Origin of the sequence: Microvirga lotononidis (genome assembly GCF_034627025.1) — a bacterium.
GTDB lineage: Bacteria > Pseudomonadota > Alphaproteobacteria > Rhizobiales > Beijerinckiaceae > Microvirga > Microvirga lotononidis.
In genome coordinates this window covers 1,223,810-1,247,317 of record NZ_CP141048.1, presented here as the reverse complement: position 1 = coordinate 1,247,317, position 23,508 = coordinate 1,223,810, and the positions used below count along the sequence as shown (strand labels likewise).

The 23,508-nt window shown below is 62.7% G+C and carries 22 protein-coding genes and 1 tRNA gene; 9 read left to right on the top strand and 14 right to left on the bottom strand.

Annotation, left to right across the window (positions count from 1 at the left end; genetic code table 11):
- Genes U0023_RS05880 through U0023_RS05855 form a run of 6 tightly spaced genes read right to left on the bottom strand, consistent with a single transcriptional unit; the run spans position 1 to position 5,556 of the window.
- Positions 1-1,317: a S41 family peptidase gene (locus U0023_RS05880; protein ID WP_009763267.1), complete on the bottom strand. Its 1,317-nt coding sequence runs from the start codon at positions 1,315-1,317 to the stop codon at positions 1-3.
- Complete coding sequence (locus U0023_RS05875; RefSeq protein WP_009763268.1) at positions 1,317-2,669, bottom strand: murein hydrolase activator EnvC family protein; 1,353 nt, start codon at positions 2,667-2,669, stop codon at positions 1,317-1,319. The genes U0023_RS05880 and U0023_RS05875 overlap by 1 nt, the downstream gene beginning before the upstream one ends.
- Positions 2,670-2,672: 3 nt before the next feature.
- Complete coding sequence (gene rlmH, locus U0023_RS05870) at positions 2,673-3,167, bottom strand: 23S rRNA (pseudouridine(1915)-N(3))-methyltransferase RlmH (RefSeq protein ID WP_009763269.1); 495 nt, start codon at positions 3,165-3,167, stop codon at positions 2,673-2,675.
- Between the two features lie 15 nt (positions 3,168-3,182).
- The gene (gene rsfS / locus U0023_RS05865) at positions 3,183-3,611 is read right to left on the bottom strand and encodes a ribosome silencing factor (RefSeq protein ID WP_407667378.1); all 429 of its coding nucleotides are present in this window, start codon (positions 3,609-3,611) and stop codon (positions 3,183-3,185) included.
- 50 nt (positions 3,612-3,661) lie between these two features.
- Positions 3,662-4,318 (bottom strand): nicotinate-nucleotide adenylyltransferase, encoded by a 657-nt coding sequence (locus tag U0023_RS05860; protein ID WP_009763271.1) that lies wholly within the window; start codon positions 4,316-4,318, stop codon positions 3,662-3,664.
- Positions 4,315-5,556, bottom strand: a complete 1,242-nt coding sequence (locus U0023_RS05855) for a glutamate-5-semialdehyde dehydrogenase (RefSeq protein ID WP_009763272.1) — start codon at positions 5,554-5,556, stop codon at positions 4,315-4,317. The genes U0023_RS05860 and U0023_RS05855 overlap by 4 nt, the downstream gene beginning before the upstream one ends.
- A gap of 94 nt (positions 5,557-5,650) precedes the next feature.
- Between U0023_RS05855 and U0023_RS05850 the strand changes: the two genes are divergently transcribed.
- Positions 5,651-6,523, top strand: a complete 873-nt coding sequence (locus tag U0023_RS05850) for a DUF72 domain-containing protein (protein ID WP_009763273.1) — start codon at positions 5,651-5,653, stop codon at positions 6,521-6,523.
- Here the strand turns inward: U0023_RS05850 and proB are convergent.
- From proB to rplU, 5 genes are all read right to left on the bottom strand, one after another.
- Positions 6,493-7,608 carry a glutamate 5-kinase gene (gene proB, locus U0023_RS05845; protein WP_009763274.1) on the bottom strand — a complete coding sequence of 372 codons (1,116 nt, stop codon included), beginning with the start codon at positions 7,606-7,608 and terminating at the stop codon, positions 6,493-6,495. The genes U0023_RS05850 and proB overlap by 31 nt on opposite strands.
- Positions 7,605-8,639, bottom strand: a complete 1,035-nt coding sequence (obgE, locus tag U0023_RS05840; RefSeq protein ID WP_009763275.1) for a GTPase ObgE — start codon at positions 8,637-8,639, stop codon at positions 7,605-7,607. The genes proB and obgE overlap by 4 nt, the downstream gene beginning before the upstream one ends.
- Before the next feature lie 150 nt (positions 8,640-8,789).
- Entirely contained in the window at positions 8,790-9,440 is a 651-nt protein-coding gene (locus U0023_RS05835) for a GNAT family N-acetyltransferase (RefSeq protein ID WP_009763276.1), read from the bottom strand.
- Between the two features lie 178 nt (positions 9,441-9,618).
- Positions 9,619-9,885 carry a 50S ribosomal protein L27 gene (gene rpmA / locus U0023_RS05830; protein ID WP_009763277.1) on the bottom strand — a complete coding sequence of 89 codons (267 nt, stop codon included), beginning with the start codon at positions 9,883-9,885 and terminating at the stop codon, positions 9,619-9,621.
- Positions 9,886-9,919: 34 nt separating this feature from the next.
- Complete coding sequence (gene rplU / locus U0023_RS05825) at positions 9,920-10,312, bottom strand: 50S ribosomal protein L21 (RefSeq protein ID WP_009763278.1); 393 nt, start codon at positions 10,310-10,312, stop codon at positions 9,920-9,922.
- Positions 10,313-10,574: 262 nt separating this feature from the next.
- Here rplU and U0023_RS05820 point away from each other — a divergent pair.
- Positions 10,575-10,664, top strand: a tRNA-Ser gene (locus U0023_RS05820).
- A 295-nt stretch (positions 10,665-10,959) separates the two neighbouring features.
- Here the strand turns inward: U0023_RS05820 and asnB are convergent.
- Positions 10,960-12,924 (bottom strand): asparagine synthase (glutamine-hydrolyzing), encoded by a 1,965-nt coding sequence (gene asnB / locus U0023_RS05815; RefSeq protein ID WP_009763279.1) that lies wholly within the window; start codon positions 12,922-12,924, stop codon positions 10,960-10,962.
- Between the two features lie 1,304 nt (positions 12,925-14,228).
- On the opposite strand from asnB, the gene U0023_RS05810 reads away from it, so the two are divergent.
- The 4 genes from U0023_RS05810 to U0023_RS05795 all read left to right on the top strand — a co-directional run bounded on the left by U0023_RS05810 (position 14,229) and on the right by U0023_RS05795 (position 15,952).
- Complete coding sequence (locus U0023_RS05810) at positions 14,229-14,783, top strand: hypothetical protein (RefSeq protein WP_009763281.1); 555 nt, start codon at positions 14,229-14,231, stop codon at positions 14,781-14,783.
- Between the two features lie 134 nt (positions 14,784-14,917).
- Positions 14,918-15,148 carry a hypothetical protein gene (locus U0023_RS05805; protein WP_154661127.1) on the top strand — a complete coding sequence of 77 codons (231 nt, stop codon included), beginning with the start codon at positions 14,918-14,920 and terminating at the stop codon, positions 15,146-15,148.
- Positions 15,149-15,379: 231 nt separating this feature from the next.
- The gene (locus U0023_RS05800; protein WP_009763283.1) at positions 15,380-15,721 is read left to right on the top strand and encodes a DUF6894 family protein; all 342 of its coding nucleotides are present in this window, start codon (positions 15,380-15,382) and stop codon (positions 15,719-15,721) included.
- 54 nt (positions 15,722-15,775) lie between these two features.
- The gene (locus tag U0023_RS05795; RefSeq protein ID WP_009763284.1) at positions 15,776-15,952 is read left to right on the top strand and encodes a hypothetical protein; all 177 of its coding nucleotides are present in this window, start codon (positions 15,776-15,778) and stop codon (positions 15,950-15,952) included.
- A gap of 663 nt (positions 15,953-16,615) precedes the next feature.
- Here U0023_RS05795 and U0023_RS05790 read toward each other — a convergent pair.
- Entirely contained in the window at positions 16,616-17,728 is a 1,113-nt protein-coding gene (locus tag U0023_RS05790; RefSeq protein ID WP_009763286.1) for a hypothetical protein, read from the bottom strand.
- A 279-nt stretch (positions 17,729-18,007) separates the two neighbouring features.
- On the opposite strand from U0023_RS05790, the gene U0023_RS05785 reads away from it, so the two are divergent.
- From U0023_RS05785 to U0023_RS05775, 3 genes are all read left to right on the top strand, one after another.
- Positions 18,008-18,922, top strand: coding sequence for a hypothetical protein (locus U0023_RS05785; RefSeq protein WP_322883772.1), 915 nt, complete (start codon positions 18,008-18,010; stop codon positions 18,920-18,922).
- A gap of 83 nt (positions 18,923-19,005) precedes the next feature.
- Positions 19,006-20,775 (top strand): type I secretion system permease/ATPase, encoded by a 1,770-nt coding sequence (locus tag U0023_RS05780; RefSeq protein WP_009763289.1) that lies wholly within the window; start codon positions 19,006-19,008, stop codon positions 20,773-20,775.
- 21 nt (positions 20,776-20,796) lie between these two features.
- Positions 20,797-22,170: an HlyD family type I secretion periplasmic adaptor subunit gene (locus U0023_RS05775; RefSeq protein ID WP_154661128.1), complete on the top strand. Its 1,374-nt coding sequence runs from the start codon at positions 20,797-20,799 to the stop codon at positions 22,168-22,170.
- A gap of 204 nt (positions 22,171-22,374) precedes the next feature.
- On the opposite strand, the gene U0023_RS05770 is transcribed toward U0023_RS05775, so the two are convergent.
- The gene (locus U0023_RS05770; protein ID WP_009763291.1) at positions 22,375-23,208 is read right to left on the bottom strand and encodes a response regulator transcription factor; all 834 of its coding nucleotides are present in this window, start codon (positions 23,206-23,208) and stop codon (positions 22,375-22,377) included.
- Positions 23,209-23,508 lie beyond the last annotated feature (300 nt).

Below are 23,508 nucleotides of genomic sequence, written 5' to 3'. Positions count from 1 at the left end.
TCAGTTCGGGGTCGTAGTCGTGTTGGCCGCACCCTTACGCACGCCATGCAGCAGGTCGTAGGCAGCGAGAAGCTGCTTGTCCTTGGCTGGATCCGGCGGAACGTAAGCGGAGGATCCGCCGCGCTCTTCCTTCTCGCCGCCATTCTGCAGGTGGCCGCGCAGACCGGCTTCACCCTTGGTCTCGTCCTTGCCCTTCAGCTCGTCGGGCACGTCCTGCAGCACCTCGATATCCGGATCGATGCCCTTGGCCTGGATCGAACGGCCGGACGGGGTGTAGTAGCGCGCCGTGGTCAGGCGCACGGCCCCATTGCCGCCGAGCGGAATGATGGTCTGCACGGAGCCCTTGCCGAAGGAGCGCGTTCCGAGAACGGTGGCGCGCTTGTGATCCTGCAGGGCGCCGGCGACGATCTCCGAGGCCGAGGCCGAACCGCCGTTCACGAGAACGACCAGCGGCTTACCCTTTGTCAGGTCGCCAGCCTTGGCGCTGAAGCGCTGCGTATCCTCGGCATTGCGGCTGCGGGTCGAGACGATCTCGCCGCGCTCCAGGAAGGCGTCGGAGACCATGATGGCCTGGTCGAGCAGGCCGCCCGGGTTGTTGCGCAGGTCGACGACGAAGCCCGCCACCTTGTCGGCACCGATATCGCTCGTGAGCTTCTCGATTCCCGAGCGCAGACCCTCGTAGGTCTGCTCGTTGAACTGGGTCACGCGCAGAACACCAATGTCGCCCTCGGCACGGGCGCGCACCGGACGGACCTTGATGGTCTCGCGGGTCAGCTTCACCACCACCGGATCCTTGGATTCCTTGCGCTGGATCTTGAGGGTGACCGACGAGTTGACCGGGCCGCGCATCTTGTCGACGGCCTGGTTCAAGTTGAGGCCCTGAACGGGCTCGTCGTTGATGTGGGTGATGACGTCATTGGCCAGAATGCCGGCCCGCGAGGCGGGCGTCTCGTCGATCGGCGTCACGACCTTGACGAGGCCGTCTTCCATGGTGACCTCGATGCCGAGACCGCCGAACTCGCCACGGGTCTGCACCTGCATGTCGCGGAAGCTCTTGGCGTCCATGTAGCTCGAATGCGGATCGAGGGAGGTCAGCATGCCGTTGATGGCGGACTCGACGAGCTTCGACTCATCCGGCTTCTCGACGTAGTCGGTACGGACCTTCTCGAACACGTCACCGAAAAGGCTCAGCTGGCGGTACGTATCAGCCGAGGCGGCGACAGCGCTCATGCCGGACAGGAGGCTCGTCTGCGACACCATGGTCGCGCCGCCTGCGCCGATCGCCGCACCAAGAATCAAAAGGGATAGTTTGCGCATTATCCGCGAACCTTTTCGCTTTGCGATTTTGCCCACCAGGGACCTGGGTCAATTGAACCGCCGTCTTTCCTGAACTCAACATAGAGGACGGGATTGTTCTTTTCTATGGCGGCGCCGATCAAACTCATGAGAGGAGCTTCTCCCATAGTCGCAACGGGTTCGCCTGCAAGCACGAACTGTCCAACATCGACGTTGATATGGTCCATGCCAGCCAAAAGAACATAGTATCCCCCACCGGCATTGATGATCAAGAGTCGGCCATAGGATCGGAACGGTCCGGCGAAGGATACCCATCCGTCTGCCGGTGATACCACACTTGCCTTGGGCCGTGTCGTGATCGAAATGCCACGCGTCGTTCCGCCGTAGCCGTCGGGAGCTCCGAAATCCAGCGCCGTGTCGCCGCTGACGGGGCGGGGCAGCAGGCCCCGGGCTTCAGAGAAGGGAATCTTCGGGGCCAGCCGGGCCGGATCCCGGAAAGCCAGCTGGGCGAATTTTTCCCGGGTTTCCCGCCCCTGCGCCTCGGCCGCCTTGCGGGCCTCCTCGGCGGCCCGCTGGGCGCCGGCGATTTCCGTCTCCATGCGGTCGATCAGCTCCTTGAGGGTCCCGGCCCGCTGGGCGAGTTCCTCAGCCTTCTGCCGCTCGGTGCCGGCACTGCGCTCGACCTCCGCGATTCGGCTCTGCCGGGCCTCCATGAGAGCGGCGAGGCGCTCCTGCTCCCGGTTGAGGGCCGTCAGCTCCCCATTGAGGGTCGTCCGATCCTTGGTGATGGCCTCCTTCAGGCGCACGAGCTCGGCGAGATCGCCGGCCAGAACCTCAGCCTCCTGACGCAGCTCCGGCAGGACCGCGCCGAGCATGATCGAGGCGCGGACCGCCTCCAGCATGTCCTCAGGCCGGACCAGAACCGCCGGGGGAGGGCGCCGGCCCATGCGCTGGAGAGCGGCGAAGACCTCGATGATGACGCCGCGCCGGCTCTGAAGGGAGCGGCGAATGGCCGCTTCGCTGGAGCCGAGGGTCTGGAGCCTCTGCTCAAGCTCGCGGATCCGGTCCTCGGTGCCGCGCACCCGCTCGGCCGTTTCGATGAGGGCGCCGTTGAGCTTGGCCCGGTCGGCCTTGATGGCATTGATTTCGGTGTCGAGGCGCTTGCGGGCCTCCGCATTGGCCGTGATGGCCTCCTCCAGGACCTTCAGGTCCTGCTCGCGCCTCGCCTTTTCCTCGGCGGTTCCGCCAGGCGTGCCCTGCGTTGCAGGCGCAGCAGGAGGCTGCTGGGCCCCGGCGGGGCTCAGGCTGGCAGCAACCAGGCATGCGGCAAAGCTGAAAGCTCTGCAGAAAAACGAGGACTTGATGCGGTTCATCCGTCAGGAATCATCGTGGCCGGCGCGATGATAAGGGTGTCCGGCTATGATTGTCAGGGCCCTATAGAGCTGTTCGGCCACGAGCGCCCGCACGATCTGGTGCGGCATCGTGAGCGCCCCGAAGGAAACGACGAGGTCGGCGCGCTGGCGCAACACGGGATCGAGCCCGTCGGGCCCGCCGATCACGCAGGCCACCCCGGGGCGGCCCTCGTCGCGCCATTGCCTGATCTTCTCGGAAAAAGCTTCGCTGGAAGAGCTCTTTCCGCGCTCGTCGAAGACGACCAGTACGGAGGAACCGGCCTTGTCCAGAAGGGCCGCAGCCTCTTCCACGCGTCGGTCGTCCTCGCGGCGTGCCCGGCTTTCGGGCAGTTCGAGCATGTCGAACCCCGCAAGCCCCAAGGCACGGCCCATGCCTTCGACCCGCTGCTTGTAGCGTTCGACGAGCTCCCGCTCGGGGCCGCTCTTGAGACGGCCCACGGCCAGCAAGCTCAGTCGCACGATTCTCGCCTTAGGTTAGCTGACGCGATCCTGCGGGCGGTCGGCGCCCCACATCTTCTCGAGGTTGTAGAAACCACGAACCTCAGGGCGGAAAACGTGGATCAGCACGTCGCCGGCATCGATCAGCACCCAGTCGCAGGCAGGCAGGCCTTCGACGCGCGCGTTCCCGAACCCCTTGTCCTTGAGGTCCTTGATCACGCGTTCGGCGATCGCGCCCACATGGCGATCGGAACGGCCCGATGTCACGATCATGGTGTCGGCAAGCGAGGTTTTTCCGGCCAGGTCGATCTCGACCGTGTTCTCGGCCTTCATGTCCTCAAGGGAAGCCAGGGCGGCGGCCCGGATGTCCTCATCGTGCGGAGCGGTCGCTCCGGAGAGAGGCGGAAGCGGGTTCTTGTCCGCTTCGACGGAAGTTAGGCGGTTCAGGTTCAGACCCTTTCTCAACAGCACTCGATGGTGCCAACCCCTAAGATAATGCGGGAAGGCCCTGTTTTTCAACGTCTCCCGGTGGGAGAAGTTCGTCTCAATTGGCGCAGCTGGGTGGACGACAGGTGCGATCGCGGCCCATGCAGGAACACCCAGGCCGGCGGGGCAAGCTCCGGCAGGGCAGGGGCTTCGGCCTCGCTGATCCGGCTGGCGGACAGGGCCGTGGCGCTGCGGGAGCGGGTCGCCTTCAGGGTCCAGCCGGGGCGGTCGATCACGGCCATGGGCATCATCCGGGCTATGCGCCGCCACCCGCGCCAGCGATGGAAGCTCGCCAGATTGTCCGCTCCCATGATCCAAACGAAGCGAACGCCCGGATAGCGACGTTTGAGATAGGCCAGCGTGTCCACCGTGTACCGGGCCCCGATCTCCTCCTCGAAGGCAGTCACGTCGATGCGAGGGTTGTCGGAAACCTGTCTGGCCTCTTCGACGCGCATCCCGGTCGTTGCCAGTTCGCCGGTATCCTTCAAGGGATTTCCCGGGGTGACGATCCACCAGACCCGATCGAGTCCGAGCCGCTTCATGGCCATGAGACTCACATGGCGGTGCCCGGCATGGGCCGGGTTGAACGACCCTCCGTACAATCCGATCCGCATGCCGGGGGCTATCCTCGGCAGACGGGGCAGGCCGGAGGGCCTGATGCGGAAACGGGACGGGCTAAGCTTCACGGACGCGTCTGGCCCGTGCCGCGAATGCGGTATTTGAAGGAGGTCAGCTGCTCCACGCCGACGGGGCCGCGGGCATGCATGCGTCCCGTGGCGATGCCGATCTCGGCGCCGAAGCCGAACTCGCCGCCATCGGCGAACTGGGTCGAGGCGTTGTGGAGCACGATGGCCGAATCGACCTCCGCCAGGAAACGCTCGGCGGTGGCCTGATCGTTCGTGACGATGGAATCCGTGTGATGGGAGCCGTAGGTTTCGATATGCGCGAGCGCGGCATCGAGGCCGTCGACGATCCGGGCCGAGATGATGGCGTCGAGATATTCAGTGCGCCAATCCCCTTCCTCGGCCGGCGTGACGCGCGAATCCGCCGCCTGGACGGCCTCGTCCCCGCGCACGGCGCAGCCCGCGTCGAGCAGCATAGACAGGAGGGGCTCGAGATGCGTGTCGGCGCAGGCGCGGTCCACCAGCAGGGTCTCGGCGGAGCCGCAGACGCCGGTGCGGCGCATCTTGGCGTTCAGCACGATCGACTTCGCCATCTCCAGGTCGGCGGCGCCATGCACATAGACATGGTTGAGCCCCTCGAGATGGGCGAAGACCGGCACCCGCGCCTCTTCCTGGACCCGTGCCACGAGGCTTTTTCCGCCACGGGGCACGATCACGTCGAGATTGCCGTCGAGGCCCGAAAGCATGGCGCCCACGGCGGCCCGGTCCCGGGTCGGCACGAGACGGATCGCATCGGCGGGCAGGCCCGCCCGTTCCAGCCCTTCGCCCATCGCCTCGGCAATGGCGGAAGACGTGCGGAAGCTCTCCGAGCCCGCCCGCAGGATCGCGGCATTGCCCGCCTTGAGGCACAGCGCCCCCGCATCGGCCGTCACGTTCGGGCGGCTCTCGAAGATCACCCCGATCACGCCGAGAGGTGTCGCCACGCGGTCGATCTTCAGGCCGTTGGGGCGCTCGAACCGGGCGAGCACCCGCCCGACCGGATCGGGCAGATCCGCGATGCTCTCGACGGCTTGGGCAATCGCTTCGAGGCGCTCCGGGTCGAGGACGAGGCGGTCGATGAAGGCCGAGGTCTGACCCTTGGCCTTCGCGTCGGCCAGATCCTCGGCATTGGCGGCGAGGATCGCATCCGCGCGGGACCGGATGCTGGCTGCCATGGCCCGCAGGGCCGCGTTCTTGTTCTCGGCGCTTGCGAGCGCCACCCGCCGGGAGGCCGCGCGGGCGCGGCGGCCCAGATCGGCCATGAGAGACGGGACGTCCGGATTTCCAACCGAAGCCGCACCTGATGCGTTGAGGTGTTGCGTGAGCGATTCTGCGCTCAAGGCTCGAGTATCGTCCATGTCCAAGTCCCAGCCCCTGACCGCTTCAGGGGAAATAGATCGTCCCGAACCCATAGCACGCGCGGCAGCCTCGGTGCCAAGCCGTTCGGTCTCTCCTGCCACGATGAGGACCGAGATCAGGATCGGAACCTCGGGCTGGCACTATAGGTCCTGGCACGGACCATTCTACCCTCAGCGCTTAAAGATCAAGGACTTCCTGTCCTACTACATCCAGCGCTTCGATACGGCGGAGATCAACAATTCCTTCTACCGGCTTCCGACCGAGCACGCCGTGAAAACCTGGCACGATTCCTCGCCGAAGGGATTCCTGTTCGCCTGGAAGGCTTCGCGCTTCATCACCCATATGAAGCGGCTGAACGGGATCGAGGAGAGCATCGATCTCGTCTTCGGCCGGATGAACGCTCTCGGCGACAAGTTCGGCCCGGTCCTGTTCCAGCTGCCACCCACCTTCAAGGCGGATGACGAAACGCGGGAGCGTGTCGCGCGCTGTCTCTCTCTGGTGCCGGATGGCCGGCGCTGCGCCTTCGAGTTCCGTCATCCGAGCTGGTATGAGGAGCCCGCCTTGCGCATCCTGCGGGACCATAACGCGGCGCTCTGCATATCCGACCATGCGGATGCGCCGGCGCCCTGGGAGGCCACGGCGGATTTCGTCTACCTGCGGGCACACGGCACCAACGGACGCTATGCGGGCAGCTACTCTGCCGGAACCTTGCAGGATTGGGCGCAGCGCATCGGCGAGTGGCGAAAGGGCGGGCGCAGCGTCTATGCCTATTTCGACAACGACATCAAAAGCGCCGCGCCCGGCGACGCCCAGACGCTGCTGCGCCTCATGAACGAGGATCAGTCACTCAAAGCCATATCGTCCCGGTGAACCATCTCGGTCCGGCCCGGATAGCCCAGGAGCCTCTCGATCTCGCGGCTCGGGCGGCCGATGATGCGCGCCGCATCCTCCGCATCGTAGGCCACGAGGCCCCGGCCGAGCACACGGCTTTCGCTGCGGATGATCACCGCATCGCCGCGACGGAAGGCGCCCTCGATCCGGCGCACGCCCACCGGCAGCAGGCTCGCGCCGCCATGGAGCGCACGCTCCGCTCCCTCGTCCACGTAGAGCGTGCCGCGCGGTTCAAGCGCTCCGGCGATCCAGGTCTTGCGCGCGGTGGCGGGATTGGACGGGGTGAGGAACCAGGTGCAGCGCCCGCCCTCGGCGACGCGCTTCAGCGGGTTCTTCGTGCGCCCGTCGGCGATGATCATGTGGGTGCCGCCGGCCGTTGCGATCTTGCCGGCCTCGACCTTGGTGCGCATGCCGCCCCGCGACAGCTCGGACGCGGCCCCGCCGGCCATGGCCTCGATGGCGGGCGTGATGCGATCGACCACCGGAATGTGCTCGGCATTCGGGTCGGAGGCGGGGGGCGCCGTATAGAGCCCGTCGATATCGGAGAAGAGGACGAGAAGGTCGGCGCCGATCATGGTGGCGACGCGCGCGGCCAGCCGATCGTTGTCGCCGTAGCGGATCTCGGAGGTCGCGACCGTGTCGTTCTCGTTGATCACGGGAACGGCCCGCATCTCGAGCAGCTTCAGGGTCGTCGCGCGGGCGTTGAGGTAGCGGCGGCGCTGCTCCGTGTCGGCGAGCGTCACCAGGATCTGGCCCGCCGTGATGCCGTGATGGGCCAGCACCTCGGACCAGGTGCGCGCGAGCGTGATCTGGCCCACGGCGGCGGCGGCCTGACTTTCCTCCAGCCGCAGCGGACCGGAGGGAAGCCCCAGGACCGTCCGTCCCATGGCGATGGCGCCCGAGGAGACGACCAGAACGTCGGCGCCCTTCGCGTGAAGGTCGGCGATATCCTCGGCCAGCGCCGCGAGCCAGGCATGGTTCAGCCGCCCGCGGGCCCGGTCGACCAGCAGCGAGGAGCCGACCTTCAGGACCACGCGGCGGAATTGGCGGAGATCAGTGCTCACGGATGCCACTCTTCCTGGGGCCGGGCCGGTTCGTCCTCGGTCTTGGCCTGGTCGATCACGGTGAGGAGCGCCTGAAGCACCTCCTGCACGCCCTGGCCGGATGCCGAGGAGATCACGTAGGGCGTCTGCTTGCAGGCTTTCTTGAGCTTCTTCAGCTGTTCCTTGAGCGTCTCCTCGTCCAGGGCATCGGCCTTGGAGAGAGCGACGATCTCGGGCTTGTCGGAAAGCCCGTGGCCATAGGCCTCGATCTCATGGCGAACGGTCTTGTAGGCTTCGCCCGCATCTTCGCTGGTGCCTTCCACCAGATGTAGCAGCACCCGGCAGCGCTCCACGTGGCTCAGGAATTTGTCGCCGAGGCCCACGCCCTCGGAGGCCCCTTCGATCAGGCCCGGGATGTCCGCGAGCACGAATTCGCGGCCATAGGCGCGCACGACTCCGAGACCCGGATGGAGCGTGGTGAAGGGATAATCGGCAATCTTCGGCTTCGCCGCGGTGGTGGTCGCCAGGAAGGTGGACTTGCCCGCATTGGGCAGCCCCACGAGGCCAGCATCGGCGATCAGCTTGAGCCGCAGGATGAGCGTGCGCTCCTCGCCCTCCTGGCCCGGATTGGCCCGGCGCGGGGCGCGGTTGGTCGAGGTGGTGAAATAGGCATTGCCGAAGCCGCCGTTGCCGCCCTTGGCCAGGAGCACCTTCTGGCCGACATAGGTCATGTCGGCGATGACGGTCTCGCCGTCCTCCTCCAGGATCTCTGTGCCGGCCGGTACCTTGAGGACGGCGTCGGCTCCCTTGGCGCCGGCCCGGTTCTTGCCCATGCCGTGGCCGCCGGTCTTGGCCTTGAAATGCTGCTGGTAGCGATAGTCGATCAGGGTGTTCAGCCCCTCGACGCATTCCGCCCACACATCGCCGCCGCGGCCGCCGTCGCCGCCGTCCGGCCCGCCGAACTCGATGAACTTTTCACGGCGAAACGACACGGCGCCGCCGCCGCCATTGCCGGAGCGAATATAGATCTTGGCTTGGTCGAGAAATTTCATAACCCGCATCCTTTACGGGACTGGAGCATTTTTCGCAAAAGCCGATCGGCCCTCGCGGTGAAAAAATGCTCCCGTCCATGGGGTGGCGCGGGAGCAACGCAGACAAGCGGGTAAAGCGCTCTCGCGGTGGCGAAAGCGCTTCCCTGTTCTTCAACTCGCGAGGGACATCTCGCGATCCATCTCGACCTCGACGGCGAGGGGCTCGCGCACGAGGCCGGTGTGGCTCCAACTCTTCAGGCTTTCCCAGGCCCGCCGGTCGAGGCGGAAATGGTCGGCCGGGTAGAGACCGCCTCGGGCCGGCAGCTCGACGAGACCAGCGCCCTGATAGGCGAAGCCGCACTTCTCCAGCACCCGCCGCGAGGCCGGGTTGATGACCCGGGCCGATGCGGTGAGCTCATCACCCTCGCCATAGGCGAAGAAGGCATCGATGAGCGCCCGGGCCGCCTCCGTGGCATAGCCCTTGCCCCAATAGGGCGTGCCGAGCCAATAGCCGAGGCTGGGCTTTCCCGTCTCGGGATCGGGTCCGATCCCGACCATGCCGATGAGGCTGTTGGGCTTGCCCTTGGGCGTGATGGCGAGCTGCAGGCCTTGGCCGTCCGCATTGGACCGCCGGGACATGAAGATAAATCGCTCGGCATCGTCCGGGTGATACGGATGCGGAATTCGCGCCGTCATCTCCGCGACCGATTTCTCACCGGCAAGGCGTACGATGGCTTGGGCGTCCGCGAGACGAGCCCAGCGCAGCCACAGGCCGCGGGTCTCGAGGCGGAAAACATCGTCACGGGTGAGGTCGGGAAACATCGTCTTGCTCCGATCCGTTGGGCCCTCCTTGGGCCCGGGAAATGACGAAGGGGAGGTGGACATCCCACCTCCCCTGTCGATTTCGGATTGGAGCTTGGCTTTTGAGGGCCTTGTTGGAGCTCTTATCCGCCGGGTCGGTGTGATGCCGGCAGGAGCTCCTTCGTATCGCTCTTGCCGTTTACTCTGCGGCCTCTTGGGCCGGTACAACCGATACGAAAGCTCGGCCTTGACGCGTAAGGAATCGGACTCGGCCATTGGCCGTGGCAAAGAGGGTATGGTCTTTGCCCATGCCGACATTGGCGCCGGCATGCCACTTCGTGCCGCGCTGACGAATAATGATGTTGCCGGCGACAACCTGCTGATCGCCGAACTTCTTGACGCCCAGACGACGGCCTTCGGAGTCGCGACCGTTGCGAGACGAACCGCCTGCTTTTTTGTGAGCCATGGGTTACTCCCGTGTTCCTGTGTGATGCCTGCGCTTATTCAGCGGTGGCCGGCGCAGCTTCGTCAGCCGCAGCCTTGGTGGTCTTCTTGGCCGCAGCCTTCTTGGGCTTCGCACCACCGGCGAGGATCTCGGTGATCCGCACCACGGTGTAGTCCTGGCGATGCCCGCGCTTGCGGCGCGAATTCTGGCGACGGCGCTTCTTGAAGGAGATGACCTTCTCGCCGCGGGTGTGCTCCACCACCTCGCCTGCCACGGTCACGCCCTCGACGAGGGGGGCGCCCACCTGGGTCGAGCCGTCGTTCGTGACCATGAGAACCTGGTCGAAGGTGACGGCGGTGCCAGGCTCGCCTGCGAGCGTGGCGACGGTGATGACGTCGTTGGCGGCAACGCGATACTGCTTGCCGCCGGTCTTGATCACTGCGAACATCTTGATCCTCGTGTTCAAACCCAAGTCTCGGTGGGAAAAGCCCCACCGGATTGGCTTTTTGGCAGTTTCCGGCTTCGATTCACGGCAGGCCTGAGCCGCCGCATGGATATGAGCAGGCACTCGTGCCCGTTCATAGAGGACGCCTAACTACGGGCCGTCCCTGCATTTGTCAATCAAAAACCTTGCTTTTGGTGCTTGAAGACCCGCCAAGCCCATGATATCCACCCGGCCTCAACCAGCGGGCCCAAGGCCTTCGCACCCCGGAGAGGTGGCAGAGTGGTTGAATGCACCGCACTCGAAATGCGGCATACGGGCAACCGTATCGGGAGTTCGAATCTCCCCCTCTCCGCCATTCTTTCCCGCCTTTATAGCTTTGCCGCGATTGCAGTCTTTGGCGTGCTCACGAGGCTGAGGTCGGTACCAATATTGCCCCCGACACAATTTTCGTGATACTTTTGTAGTATCATGGCGCGGTCGTGTCCGGTGAGAGGCTCCCTTCCTCAGTAGATCTCTCGGCTCGCCCGTATCCTTGCATTCACAGGGCCATTGTCTCGCTCAGGGAAAATCACTTGGCTGGCTATGCGAGGGAGGGGGTGGATGCTCCTTGTCGCCATTGAACGCCCGCAATTACGCCAGCGGCAGCTTTGCTATGAAGCATCCCGCATCTGCCAGGCCCGGAACATCAGAAGCCGCCAAAGATGATCCGCGTAGTTCCATCGATGCGATTGGTGGTCGCGCCAAAGAGCTTGTATGACGTTCTGATCGAAGGGATTGTCCTGCCGTGTCTTCTCGAAGAGGAGAGCCTCGGCCCATTTGCGAAGCGGACCTCTCAGCCACTTCTCAAGGGGGACGGAAAAACCCATCTTCGGCCTATCGATCAGTGACGATGGAACATAGGACTCGAGCACTTGTCGCAGCGGCCATTTCGTCTTGCCATCCCTGACCTTGTAGCTTGACGGAAGCGACATTGCGAATTCGACGATGCGGTGATCGAGCAACGGGATCCGCGTTTCAAGACCGACCGACATCGCAGCCCTGTCAACCTTGGCGAGAATATCCGTCGGTAAGTACGTGACGGTATCGATTGCCGATGCAATCGTCAGCGCATCGGCCGCGGCCGGGAAGTTGAGGTTTGGCATGTCGAGCGATGCGGCGACTTTCCCTCTCATCAGATGCAGCCAATAGTCCGATTGCAGGGCCAGCGCCATATAGCGGCGCTCCGGATGCTCACAGGCTAAGACACTGGACAGAATCCGAAGCTTGTTGGCGATCTGTTTCGGCCTCGATCCCAATGGCAGCGACCGAATATGGAGTTGAGCGCGAGGAGACTGGAACGCAAACAGAAGTTTGCTCAGGAACAGTTTCCGAGGGAGGCTTTCGATGGCGGCCGCCGTCAGGTGATGCTTGTAACCGCAGAAGAGTTCGTCCCCTCCGTCGCCACTGAGCGCCACTGTGACGTCGCTGCGAGCCGTACGGGTCAAAAACGCGGTGGGGATTTGGGAGCTGTCTGCGAAGGGTTCATCCCAAACACTGGCCAATTGGGGAACGATCTCCAGAGCCTCCGCTGAGGTAATGATCCTCTCGTGATGATGGGTCCCAAGGAATTGGGCGACGGATCGTGCATGCGGCGCTTCGTTGAATTCAACCTCGTTGAATCCAATCGCGTATGTCTGGACACTTCCCGGCGCAACGGACTGCATCAAGGCGACGACGGTGCTCGAGTCTATCCCGCCCGACAGAAACGCCCCGACGGGAACATCCGCAACCATCTGTCCCTTGACCGCATCCAGCATCAATCGCCGCAGTTCAGTCACCGCGTCTTGAGCGGTCCCTTGGAATGCAGGCTTCGCGACTGCACTCTCGATCGTCCAGTATCGCTCAAGACGTATGTTGCAGAACGACTTGTTGTACTTCGTATCGATCTGAAGGAGTTGACCAGGCTCAAGCTTATGGATCCCCTCATAGATCGACAGCGGAGCTGGGATCGCCTTCTGGCACATGTAATGCCAGAGCGCCGCTTGGCTGATCTGCGCCGAAAAACCGGAAAGCTCTTCAAATGTCCTCAGCTCAGAGGAGAAGATGAACATACCGTCGTGATGGCCATAGTATAATGGCTTCTCGCCCAGGCGGTCCCGAACAAGGGTCAATGTTCGCAGATGAGTATCCCAAAGAGCAAAGGCGAACATGCCTACACATCGTTCAAGTGCTCTGTGCAATCCCCACGCGTCGATCGCACTGAGGAGACTCTCGGTATCCGACGTTCCTCTGTAGGATCCCGCAGCCGTCGATTGCTCCGGGCCCAGTCCGCCTTGATACGACGCGTGCTTCGTGTTCTCGAGATCCCGCCGTAGATCAAGGTGATTATAGATCTCGCCATTGAAGACGATCACATATCGACCGCTTGGCGATCTCATCGGTTGCTGACCGGCCGATGAGAGATCGACGATGCTGAGACGCCGGTGGCCGAGCGCTACGCCAGCATCGAAGTCCGTCCATGTGCCCTGGTCGTCCGGTCCTCGATGGGCGATCGACGCAGTCATCTTGAGCAGGAGATTCTCCAGACGTTCTGAAGAGCCCCCCGTTGAAAAGAGAAGTCCGACAATGCCGCACATGGAAGGCCTTTTCGTGAAAGTGAAACGGCGAGCAGCGCTCGTCTAACATTCGTCAGTTCATCCGGCTCTGTGTGCATCGTGCTGGTTTTCAGTCGACGCGGAATTCGCACTTCAACAGCCTGAAGATGGTCGTGAGGCATCCAGATCGTTCAACCTGTTCAAGTTGACGATGCCTTCTGCGCTTCTGAAATCGGTGCCGTGCGGCTCCAGAAGTCTCGCCCTTTGAGCGCTCTCCAAGAGTGGAATCTTCAAGAGTCATAAGAAGGCAAGCTCGATCCGGAGCATGGGAGTTGTCGTGCAGTCAACCCCGGTGAACCGTCCGAGCCGACCCCTGATCACTCACCGTTCATCTGCTGTTATTGCGCGTTCGCCGAACAAACGGGTTCAAGCATACAGGAGGGGGGAGGGTGGAGACGGAGGCTTCTGATGGAGCCATCATAAAGGTCGGCGAAAGGGTATGCCATCTCCGTCACTCCAAGGTTACTTCGAGAATGCAGCTCTCAAGGCTTGGGCGGACGACCGTCATGAAAATTTTAATCTGTGTTAATTTTGGGGCGTGTTTTCGAGGCGGGTGTACTCATAAAGGAGAGAGGTCGCGCAGCATATTCGGCAGGTGCCGGAATGTGCGAAGGATGAGGAAATCCGTTGGAGCATCGAGCGCGAAGCATGGAGCTGGGGTTCGTAAAAAAGACATTATAATTCAATGGATTATAGTGTAATACTTCGCCTCGTATTCATTTGATCCGATCCAAAGCCGGCACAATTGTAACGCCTGATAAGGCAGCCGTTGAAGGTGCGGCTTATTCGCACAACGGTCCGTCCATCAGGGGCGTCGCCTCATCGGGCGATCCCCAATCCCAATCCAGGCAAACGAACTCGAAAAGGGTGAGCGCGGCAGATTTCATCGCGGGCTGTTCCCTCATGAATCACGGGCTGCTGAACGGGCGGTGCCGCGTTCTGTTGCCGTGCGCCGATGAATGGTCGAGCGAACCGCCGGATGGGCTAAACGCTTTCGCCGGCTCGTGCGCGATTATGAGCGCCTTCCTCAAACTCTTGTCGACCTACGTGCCATCGCCATGGTCTGTATTTTGCTGCGCCGGGTCTCAACCTGCATCACTCTCCATAGCAGCTTCTAGTACGAGATTTCTCTTCGCTGAGGATGGAGCGATATGTGCCGTCGACGTACCGTTCCCTTAAGGCACCGCCAGTATTCGGCCGGATTCTGTGGCGTGATCCTAGTGATATACATAGGAGACGACGCAGGGGAGGGCGTGGCATGAGGACAGCTTGTCGAGAGAAATGTCATGCCGCAGATCATCACCGAGACAACCACCGGATCTCCCGCCGTCACGGTGACACATCTCAACCCGGTAAGGGTGGGCGGGAGCGAGATTGTGAGGTCGGATTCAGGCACGGGCATCGTCGTCTCCATCTTTGGCTCGGGTTCTGCGCCGGTTGACGGGATTGATCTCAGCGGAAGCCTGAACGTGCTGAAGATCGGGAGCTCGGGGGGCACTTCAAGTGATCATATCGGGGCATTCGTTGGTGGCGTCGATACATACGGCAATACTGTTATCAACGACGCGCAGATATCGGGTGGAAGCCTCGGTCTGGCAGTCTCTGGGAGGCACTCAACCGTTTGCGACAACGATGTGATCCGCAACATTGAGAATGTCACCAGCTATAGCGGCAACGATCGTCTGATCGGCAATCACGCTGGCAACGTTCTGATCCCTGGAGCCGGCGGAGCCCTGTCCTACGACGCCGACGGCTCGGGCTCGGGCTCGCAGGCGCTGGTCCAGATCGCCACCCTCCCCAAGAACCTCAAGCTCACCTCCAAGGACGTCTTCGTCATATGAGTACGCCGGCCATGACTGACACAGCGTTGCCCGCGCTCTGGCGGGCGTCCCTTGTCGCACTTGCTGCAGCGCCCCTGGCGGGCTGTGTCTCCTCCAGTGCCGCACCAGGCAGTGCTGAAGCCTACGGGGCCTCGATGCAGGCCACGGCGCTGGCGGTCGGGATCGCCAGCAACGTTGATCCGACGGGGCTCAGTTCTGTCGCCGGAGGAATGGCGTACCGGGCGCAGCAGCAGGCTCGCTTGGCCCAGACCATCGGGGCCGCGCCGATGGCCACCGACCCGGAAGCCGAGCTGGCGCGCGCCAGGGCTTATCAACGCGCGTCGCCGCCCGACATGATCAGCCGTGCTGATACGCCAACCGAGTAATTCGCTTGATCGAAGCTCGAGGAGAAAATGCCTTAAGCCTGTTGCGCCCTCCCTGGCGGCGCCAAGCCCGCCTGGTCGGGTAATATCTCAAGGTTCATATCCGAACTAGACCAAAGCCTCAGCGACTCTGTCGCATAAAATGCCACAATGAAGTGCTCAATCCCGAGGATCGCTGCCTAGTTTCCACCCAGAGCAACAGGCAGCTCCATCTCTCATCTTTCTGAGGCGACCATGCGTTATCATTTCCATCTGATGGGGCCGTCCGGCGAGATCTTCGACGATATGGGCCGTGAAGCGGCCAGCTTGGAGCGGGCCGAGGCGGACGCCCGCCAGGCCATTCAGGAGATTTGGGATGAAGGCGCGATCCCAGGCGAGGATTGGGAAGGCTGGACGTTGCAGATCGCCGATGCCTCTCACCGTGTTCTGCTGACGATCTCCCTTGATCGAACCTGGGATGAGCGCGGCGTAGAGACACTATGGCCTGCAGTGCGCAATCGCGCAGCAACGTTACATGGCATGTTTCTCGCGTTCGGGTGCAGTTTTTCCTGGCCGAGTGCCTTGGCCCTCATCTGATCCAGCCCAGGATGAGACCACAACACGCGGATGCTTGAATGATGCCGAACCCTGATGGAACCGAAGCTTGGCCGTTGGGTTCTAGAGCTGATGTCCGACGCCGCCGCCACTCTCCGCACCGCCCTCGCCCTGATCAAGGAGGCCCAGGCCGCCCGCGTGAGGGTGCATGTCCGCTCGATGTTGCTCCAGGTGAACAAGCGCCCTCAGTCGCGACTGCAGAAAGCCGCCTGAGCTGACATCTAGAGCTGCTTCCACTCATGTGGAAACATCTCTCTTCTTTGCTGGCCGCATTTTTTGACGGTGAACCGGACCCACTTCACCGAAAAATGCCCTAAAGCACCGAACGCAAAAGTGGGAACCGGTTCTGCGTGGAAAGTTAGGTCAAACCAAAATCTTAGAGCACCGGACCTGAGTTCGATGTCGCGTCCGATGCTTTAATACTGGAGATGGCTGACCACCGAAGCAAGAAGACCGATGGCCAAGAGCAGAGTCAGGAGCAGGGCGATCCGGCTCAACCTCTCGTGACGAGCCAATCGGGCTTGGGCCGCCTCAACCCTGCTGCTTTGCTCATCCAAGTTGGGGTTGTGGCGGGGCATGATACAGCCTGAAATTGTCTCCATCGGACTCATTTATCAGCCGCGCGGATGCATGAGAAGATTGTCCGCGTGTGCCGTGTCAGGTGGTGTGTGGAACAACACATGAAACGATTTATTGGAACGTGATGCAGGGATGGCACCCGGTTGAAATGAGGCAATCGCGCGCCTCCAGACCCGGATAATGTCGCAACCCTCATCGACATGCAGCAGCGTGGAATGAATTCCGCCGGTCTCATGTCTCGTCGCCGCCAAGCGCGATTTGCGGAGCAACCAGACAACCTCGGCAGGTCGGGTGCGCTCAGGCGAGATGGACAAGGTCGGCGAGCAGGAGCGACAGGTCGTGGCCGATATCCAGGGGGGTGTGGCCGCTCCCGTCCGCCAGGTGGAAGGGTAGCTCGTGCGAGTGATGCAGGTCCGCCAGAACCTTGTCGGGGGAAAGATCGCCGCCGGAGATGGCGATGTTGATGGGGGTGTAGACCGCGACGTCGTTGTCGTTCATGACGCCGGCGAACGTCCCATTGCCGCCGTGTCCTGCCGTTCCGCCGATAGAGACCGTATCCATATGCAGGAGCGACCAGATGCTCGAGTCGCCTCCGGCGTCATTGCCCGAGCCGCCCTTGCCGCCGATCCCGGCAATCTGGGTTGCGCCCTGATCGAACACGACGGAGTTGGACTGGGTCGCCGTTACGGTGCTGCCGAAGCCGATCGCGATGTTGATCGGGGCGTAAATGGCAACATCCATGTCCAGCATCGCTCCGAGGAACGTGCCGTCGCCGCCGTTGCCGCCATGGCCGGCAACCTGGGTGAGAGAGGCGAGCTCCGGATGCAGGAGCGACAAAGGTGCGGCATCGCTGCCGTGATTGGATGCGGTGCTGTGGTCCGTCACGCTTCCGTGGCCTGAACCGTCGACGACGGCAGCGCCTCCGCCGCCGGCCGTATTGCCGCTGCCCCCGTGGCCGCCCAGCCCGCCGGTCTGAAATGCGCCCTGATGGAAGACGACGGAATTGGATTGAGTCGCCGTCGCTTCTCCCCCGTAGGCGCCGATCGCGATGTTGATCGGCGTGTAGACGGCGACATCCTTATCCACCATCGCGCCGATAAAGGTGCCATGGCCGCCGTTCCCGGCTCCCCCACCGTCGCTGGCAAGAAAGTCGAGGCTGCCCATTCTGCCGCTCAGGGCAGACTGCACGGGATTGACGAGCAACGGATCCCCGCCGGCATGATCCGGCGTCTCGGACGAGCGGCTGTCCGAGGGGCTGTCCCGATCGGCAGCACCGTTGTCGGCCTGGTTCGAGCCGAGATAACCATATCCCGCTGAGGCATCGTGATCGTGAGCGGCGTTGGCGCTGCCCAGCGAATAGTCAGAGCCGCGCAGGCGGCCCACATCGCCCCTTTCCCGCCATAACCACATCGTGCGCCTCTCTCGAGACCAGAAGGGAATATCTGCAGATCAGCAAGATCGATGTCTTTGAGTGTGACGTAAACCGAGCACAAACCCGAGCCCGCAATTCGGGTGAAGTGACATCCCTTGGGATGAGACCCCCTTGAAGGAGAAGCACACCTTCAGGCCGCATCCCGGCACCCGAACTGATCTCTATAGCCGGACAGTCAAAACCAGCATAATCGCGTCCGATGAGGCTCCCGAGAGGATCTTATCGCTTTCAGGGAAAACGGATCAAAGGAGGCGGACATGCCATCATGGTATCCGGGATTCGACGCGTCCGACACGATCAAGTTCGATTATATCGAAACACCTGGTGGCTCTGCCGGCAATGGCGGCAACGGCACCAACAATGGCAATCAGAACGACAATGACACTGCAACGTTCGAGCCATCCAACTATGCCACCGGGGCGCATATCGACGCGAATGTTGGGGACCATGTGACGGCCTCTGCCGACTGGGATGCCGGCGGAGGCGGACCTGGCAGCGGCGCCGGCACAGGCGGGGCCGGCGGGGCCGGAACGGGCGGCTTCGGCGGCTTTGGCGGTGCCGGTGGCTTTGGCGGTGCCGGTGGCTATGGCGGCGACGGCGGCCATGGAGGCTACGGCGGTGACGGTGGCTTTGGCGGCTATGGCGGCGACGGCGGATATGGTGGTGCAGCCGCCAGTTCCGGGCCCGGCACTTCGGGAGATCCGACGAGCGCCACAGGCGGTGCCGGCGGGAGCGGTGGTGCTGGTGGCGCCGGCGCGGCTGGCGGAGCCGGCGGCTACGGCGGCGCTGGCGGCTACGGCGGTGACGGTGGCTACGGCGGTTATGGCGGTTACGGTGGTGACGGCGGGACTGGAACGGGTGGCGCCGGCGGCACCGGCACGGGAACGGGAACCGGAGGAGCCGCTAACTCCAGTGGCGACCAATACCTCGATACCGGAGGCAATACCGCGACCTTCACGGCTCCGACGACGGCGAACCAGATGAACTCGGTGCATTTCGAGCAAGGCGCCAGCCAGATTGCCGGAATCGGCGGTGCCGGCGGCAGCGGCAATCACGCCGACGGCGGGCCTGTCGTGTTCTCGGTATCCCATCCGACAACCGTCACCCTCGACGTCCACGACATCCTGACGGACTTCAGCGTCGGCGACTACGTTCCGGATTCGACCGTCTAAGCTCTCCACTCAGGGATCCGGCGAACCCATCGCCGGATCCTTTGCTGCCCAACCCTCGCAGGCGGATTGCCGAGCCGACGGACATGGGGAGCGAACGCTACGGTTCCATGATGGCCTCGACCGACCGACGTAACCGGCAGACGCCGCTGCAGGCCGCGCTCATGGCTTGCATGAGCTCGTTCCTTCTCGTTTTCGCCTACAGCTGCGGCTTCAACCTGCTGCTTCTGTCGCCATCGATCTACCTTTTGCAGATCTATGACCGCGTGCTGTCGAGCCGCAGCGTTGATACGCTGGTCATGCTGACCCTGATCGTCTGCGTGGCGGTGCTGACAGGCGGTCTGCTCGACACCGTACGCCGGATGGCCCTTTCCCGGATTGCAACCTGGTTGGACGATCGCCTGCGTCCCGTGGTGCTGCTGGCCGCATTCGAATACGCGTCTCAATCCAATCCCGCCAGAGCCAATGAAGCCTACCGAGATCTCGGAACGTTGCGGCAGTTCATCGACTCGCCGATGGCGGCGCTCTTCTTCGACCTGCTGTGGGCTCCGCTCTTTCTCGGCGTTCTCTTTCTGCTCGATCCGCTTCTCGGCGGCATCGGCTTGATCTGCGCCCTCCTGCTCGTCGGCTTCGCCTTGGCGGGCGAAATCGCAACGCGGGCGCCTCTCGCGCAGGCCATGAATGCTCAGGCCAAGAGCTATAGCCGCCTGTGGCAGGCGCTGAACAGCATTCACATCATCCGAGCTCTGGGCATGACGTATGGAGCCGCGAAACTGATCCACGACGATGCAGAGGAGGCCAGGAATGCGCTTCAGGCCGTGACGCATCGGACCAATCGGATCCAGGCATTGGCCAGACCCACCAGGGCCTTGGCCCAGGTCGTCATCATGGGAGCGGCCGCCTGGCTCGTCCTCGACGGGCACCGGAACCCGGGCATCATATTCGCCTCGAGTCTTCTGTTCGGTCGCGGGCTGGCGCCGATCGAAGGCATCGCAAGCGGCTGGAGGACCATCGGCGCGACGCGCGATGCCTATCGGCGTCTGAGCGACGTTCTCGAGGCTGGCACGCCCGCCGTGAGGCAGAACGGCATGAAGCTTCCGGTGCCGACAGGCCATCTCACCGTCTCGAACGTCACGTACTGCCTGCCTGGGACCAATACCTGCGTCTTGAAAGGGATCTCCTTCCGCCTGTCGCCAGGCGAGTGCCTCGGGTTGATCGGGCCGTCCGGTGCAGGAAAGTCGGTCCTCGGAAGGTTGATCGCAGGCTTGTCGACGCCGGCGACTGGCTGCATCGCCCTCGACGCCATCGAGGTTGCGACGTGGCGGCGGGCCGGAGGAGGGGGACACTTCGGCTACATGCCGCAGGAAATTGAGCTTTTCGGGGGATCGGTGGGGGAGGCCATAGGGCGCCTGACGGGCAGCGATCAAGCGGAGGTCATCGAGGCGGCCAGGCTCGTGGGTCTGCATGAGGCGATCATGCAGCTTCCGAGAGCCTATGACACGGAGATGAGCGAGGCGGCAGGCCGCCTCCTGCTCGGTCAGCGTCAGCGCCTCGGAATCGCGCGGGCCTGTTTCCGGCGCCCACGGCTGGTCGTCCTGGATGAGCCGAATGCGAATCTCGACCATCGGGGAGAGCAGATTCTGTTCAATGTCATCGAGACGCTCAAGGCCAGTGGAGCGACTGTCGTAGTGATCACGCACCGGACGGGGATTTTGCCCGCGACGGACAAGATCGCGATTCTGGAGGCAGGGTCCTTGAGTGCATTCGGGCGAAGCCAGGAGATTTTCGAGCGCCATCTGCGGCATCCTCAGATCGACGCATCGCGCAGGCCGTCTCCGCCCACGGAGGTGCGGTAGGCTGCCTGCAAAGATCATCCGATGAAGGAGGAACGAACCGTGGCAGGGATGATCGAGCTATCACCGCAGATCACGGAATGGTCGCCGAGTCCGGTACCCCGCACTCCCATGGCGCGGATGCGCGGCGTGATCTGGCTGGGAAACGCCATCATCTTCGGATTCTTCGGCATTCTCGGAACCTGGTCCGTCTTCGCGCCTCTGGAGAGCGCGGCAATCGCAGCCGGCACCGTGGAGGCGGAAACCAGCCGCAAGACCATTCAGCATCTGGAGGGCGGCATCATCAAGGAGATCCTGGTGCAGGACGGCGACGCGGTCTCGAGTGGTCAGATTCTCGTCCGGCTCGATCGGACGAAGGTCTATTCCGAACGCCAGAGCTGGTTCGAACAGTATCTGGACGCCAAGGCGCGCGAGGCGCGCCTGCTGGCGGAGAGGGATCACCTGGACCGGATCGTCGTTCCGACCTCGCTGGAGGTAGCCGGCCGCAGCAATCCGTCGGTTGCCGCGGTTATCAGCGGGCAGCAGAAGATACTCGAGACCCGCTCGCAGGTCCTTCAATCCCAATCCGCCATCATTCGTGAACGGATCTCGCAGGTCAAAGAAGAGATCGCGGGATTGCAAGCTCAGGAGAACGCCGCCGCCAAGCGGGCGGACATCATCCGAGAGGAGAGAACGGCAGTTGCGACGCTGGTCGAGAAGGGCCTCGAGCGACGCCCACGGCTCCTGTCTCTCGAACGGGAAATGGTCGAGATCGACGGGCGCAGGGGTGAGACGGCCGCCCAGATCTCACGGGCCCGCCAAGTCATCAGCGAATCGCAGGCGACGCTTCTCAAGCTTGAAAGCGACCGTCAGAACGAGATTGCCCAGTCGTTGAGGGAGACCCAAAGTCAGATCGCCGTCTTTCTCGAGAAGATGCGAGCCGTCGAGGATCAACTGGCTCGAACCGACGTAAGGGCGCCCGAGGATGGTATCGTGACAGATCTGAGGGTCCACACTCCGGGAGGCGTGATCGGTTCAGGGGCCCCCTTGATGGACCTTGTTCCGAAGGAGGATCGGCTGATCGTCGTCGCGCATCTCAGGCCCGAAGACATCGATGTCGTCCGCACCGGTCTCGAAGCCGAGGTGCACCTTCTGCCTTACAGCGTCCGTCGTGTCACGCCGCTTGCCGGGCGAGTCACATATGTCTCGGCGGATCGCCTGACCGACAAGAGGACGGATCAGCCTTATTATGCTGCGAAGATTCAAATCAACGACGACTCTTTGGAAAGGGACGAAGGGATCGAAATCATCGCCGGCATGCCGGTTCAAGCCTTTATCAAAACGGGGCGGAGCACGGTGGCTCTCTACGCTCTGCGTCCGCTTCTCGACAGCTTCCACCGGGCTTTCAGGGAGGATTGAAGTCACCAAGGACAAGCTGATGAGCGTAGCAGGACCTGATACGTCGCAGGAAACCGAGGCTCCTCGTCCGCGAACGATGCTCTTACGCTTCGTCCGAGCAAGCCACCTCGCACCCTCCCGAGAGGCTGCGCGGACAAAGTCTTCCGGGACGTGCCGGATGACGTATTGGCTTCGGAATGTGCGTGTCGAACGGGTCCCGAAAATCTAATCGATTCTTGTCGTCGATGCTGCGACGCCCGATGGCGATAGATATTGGGAGAGAACAACCGCTTCGGTTCGATTGGTCGCGTGGAGCTTGCGCAGAATGTGCCGGATGTGGGCCTTGACGGTATTTTGGGACAGTCCCAGACGGTGAGCAATCCACTTGTTGGAATAGCCTTTCTGGAGAGCTGCCAGGACTTCCGCCTCGCGGGTGGTAAAGTTGGCTTTGGAATCATGCAGTTCATCGATGGCGTTGGGTGGAGTGCTCGCTCCAACGACAGTCAAGTTCGGGTGCCGTTGGACCTGGTTGTGCGGCTGAAATTGAGCGCGAAGCGGTTCTATCCCGGCAGCTGAGGGTTGGGATGCTCGTGTGCGAGTCGGCGTGCCCGGGACGACTTGACGAGGATAATATGTTTCGCCCGCCATGACGAGCTGCACGGCCGCGATTGCGATCTTGAGCGAGGCCGTCATTGGGATCACGCCCTGCGCTCCAGCCGAGATCGCGTTGTCGACATCGGACGGGTCATTGCAGTTTCCGATGACGATGATCGGCGTGCCGGGAAAGTGTTCTACGGCGGCCTTGATGGTACTCGCCGTTTTCTCCTTGAGACCCGATTGCAGATCGACGCTCAGGACGACCAGATCGGGCCCTTTGGCCATGGCGTGTGAGTGAACAAGCTCGGCAGGAGTGGATGCGCCAAGGATCGTTGCCCCGGGAAATGCAGGCCGCATCGCCTCGGCGAGACAATCCTGAAAGAGAAGACTCCCTGCCAACACGACGATCGTCGTGCCAGTCTCTTCAGATGGATGCTCGCTCGGCGAATTGGGTAAAGACATGGTATTCCCTTTACCTTTACCAGAGTCCGTCTATCGAACTAGCTGCGCGGCAACTGGGACATCGTCCACGATTGAGGATCAGGACGGATAATGCGCAGATCCGGGCAAGCGATATGCGCAAACATAGCGAGAAGGTGCGGGCAATCAACCGTTCACCAACTCCATTAGAACACGGTGTTTGCGGCTTGAATACAACTCGTGGGAGGTACGCCCGAATCCTTCGGGAGTGGATGTCGTTCGCGCTGCTCCAACCGCTTTGCCGCTGCCCCCTGTCCGCATCGTCTCGATGCGCTTGACGGC

What these genes read in the sequence shown, in the direction of transcription:
- U0023_RS05875 (WP_009763268.1), bottom strand. Translation starts at nt 2,669, where the DNA reads ATGAACCGCATCAAGTCCTCGTTTTTCTGCAGAGCTTTCAGCTTTGCC.
- U0023_RS05770 (WP_009763291.1), bottom strand. Translation starts at nt 23,208, where the DNA reads ATGTCTTTACCCAATTCGCCGAGCGAGCATCCATCTGAAGAGACTGGC.
- U0023_RS05805 (WP_154661127.1), top strand. Translation starts at nt 14,918, where the DNA reads ATGCAGGCCACGGCGCTGGCGGTCGGGATCGCCAGCAACGTTGATCCG.
- asnB (WP_009763279.1), bottom strand. Translation starts at nt 12,924, where the DNA reads ATGTGCGGCATTGTCGGACTTCTCTTTTCAACGGGGGGCTCTTCAGAA.
- U0023_RS05785 (WP_322883772.1), top strand. Translation starts at nt 18,008, where the DNA reads ATGCCATCATGGTATCCGGGATTCGACGCGTCCGACACGATCAAGTTC.
- U0023_RS05780 (WP_009763289.1), top strand. Translation starts at nt 19,006, where the DNA reads ATGGGGAGCGAACGCTACGGTTCCATGATGGCCTCGACCGACCGACGT.
- U0023_RS05880 (WP_009763267.1), bottom strand. Translation starts at nt 1,317, where the DNA reads ATGCGCAAACTATCCCTTTTGATTCTTGGTGCGGCGATCGGCGCAGGC.
- U0023_RS05855 (WP_009763272.1), bottom strand. Translation starts at nt 5,556, where the DNA reads ATGGCCGATCTGGGCCGCCGCGCCCGCGCGGCCTCCCGGCGGGTGGCG.
- obgE (WP_009763275.1), bottom strand. Translation starts at nt 8,639, where the DNA reads ATGAAATTTCTCGACCAAGCCAAGATCTATATTCGCTCCGGCAATGGC.
- U0023_RS05810 (WP_009763281.1), top strand. Translation starts at nt 14,229, where the DNA reads ATGCCGCAGATCATCACCGAGACAACCACCGGATCTCCCGCCGTCACG.
- U0023_RS05850 (WP_009763273.1), top strand. Translation starts at nt 5,651, where the DNA reads ATGTCCAAGTCCCAGCCCCTGACCGCTTCAGGGGAAATAGATCGTCCC.
- U0023_RS05800 (WP_009763283.1), top strand. Translation starts at nt 15,380, where the DNA reads ATGCGTTATCATTTCCATCTGATGGGGCCGTCCGGCGAGATCTTCGAC.
- rpmA (WP_009763277.1), bottom strand. Translation starts at nt 9,885, where the DNA reads ATGGCTCACAAAAAAGCAGGCGGTTCGTCTCGCAACGGTCGCGACTCC.
- U0023_RS05775 (WP_154661128.1), top strand. Translation starts at nt 20,797, where the DNA reads ATGAAGGAGGAACGAACCGTGGCAGGGATGATCGAGCTATCACCGCAG.
- U0023_RS05790 (WP_009763286.1), bottom strand. Translation starts at nt 17,728, where the DNA reads ATGTGGTTATGGCGGGAAAGGGGCGATGTGGGCCGCCTGCGCGGCTCT.
- U0023_RS05795 (WP_009763284.1), top strand. Translation starts at nt 15,776, where the DNA reads ATGGAACCGAAGCTTGGCCGTTGGGTTCTAGAGCTGATGTCCGACGCC.
- U0023_RS05835 (WP_009763276.1), bottom strand. Translation starts at nt 9,440, where the DNA reads ATGTTTCCCGACCTCACCCGTGACGATGTTTTCCGCCTCGAGACCCGC.
- rplU (WP_009763278.1), bottom strand. Translation starts at nt 10,312, where the DNA reads ATGTTCGCAGTGATCAAGACCGGCGGCAAGCAGTATCGCGTTGCCGCC.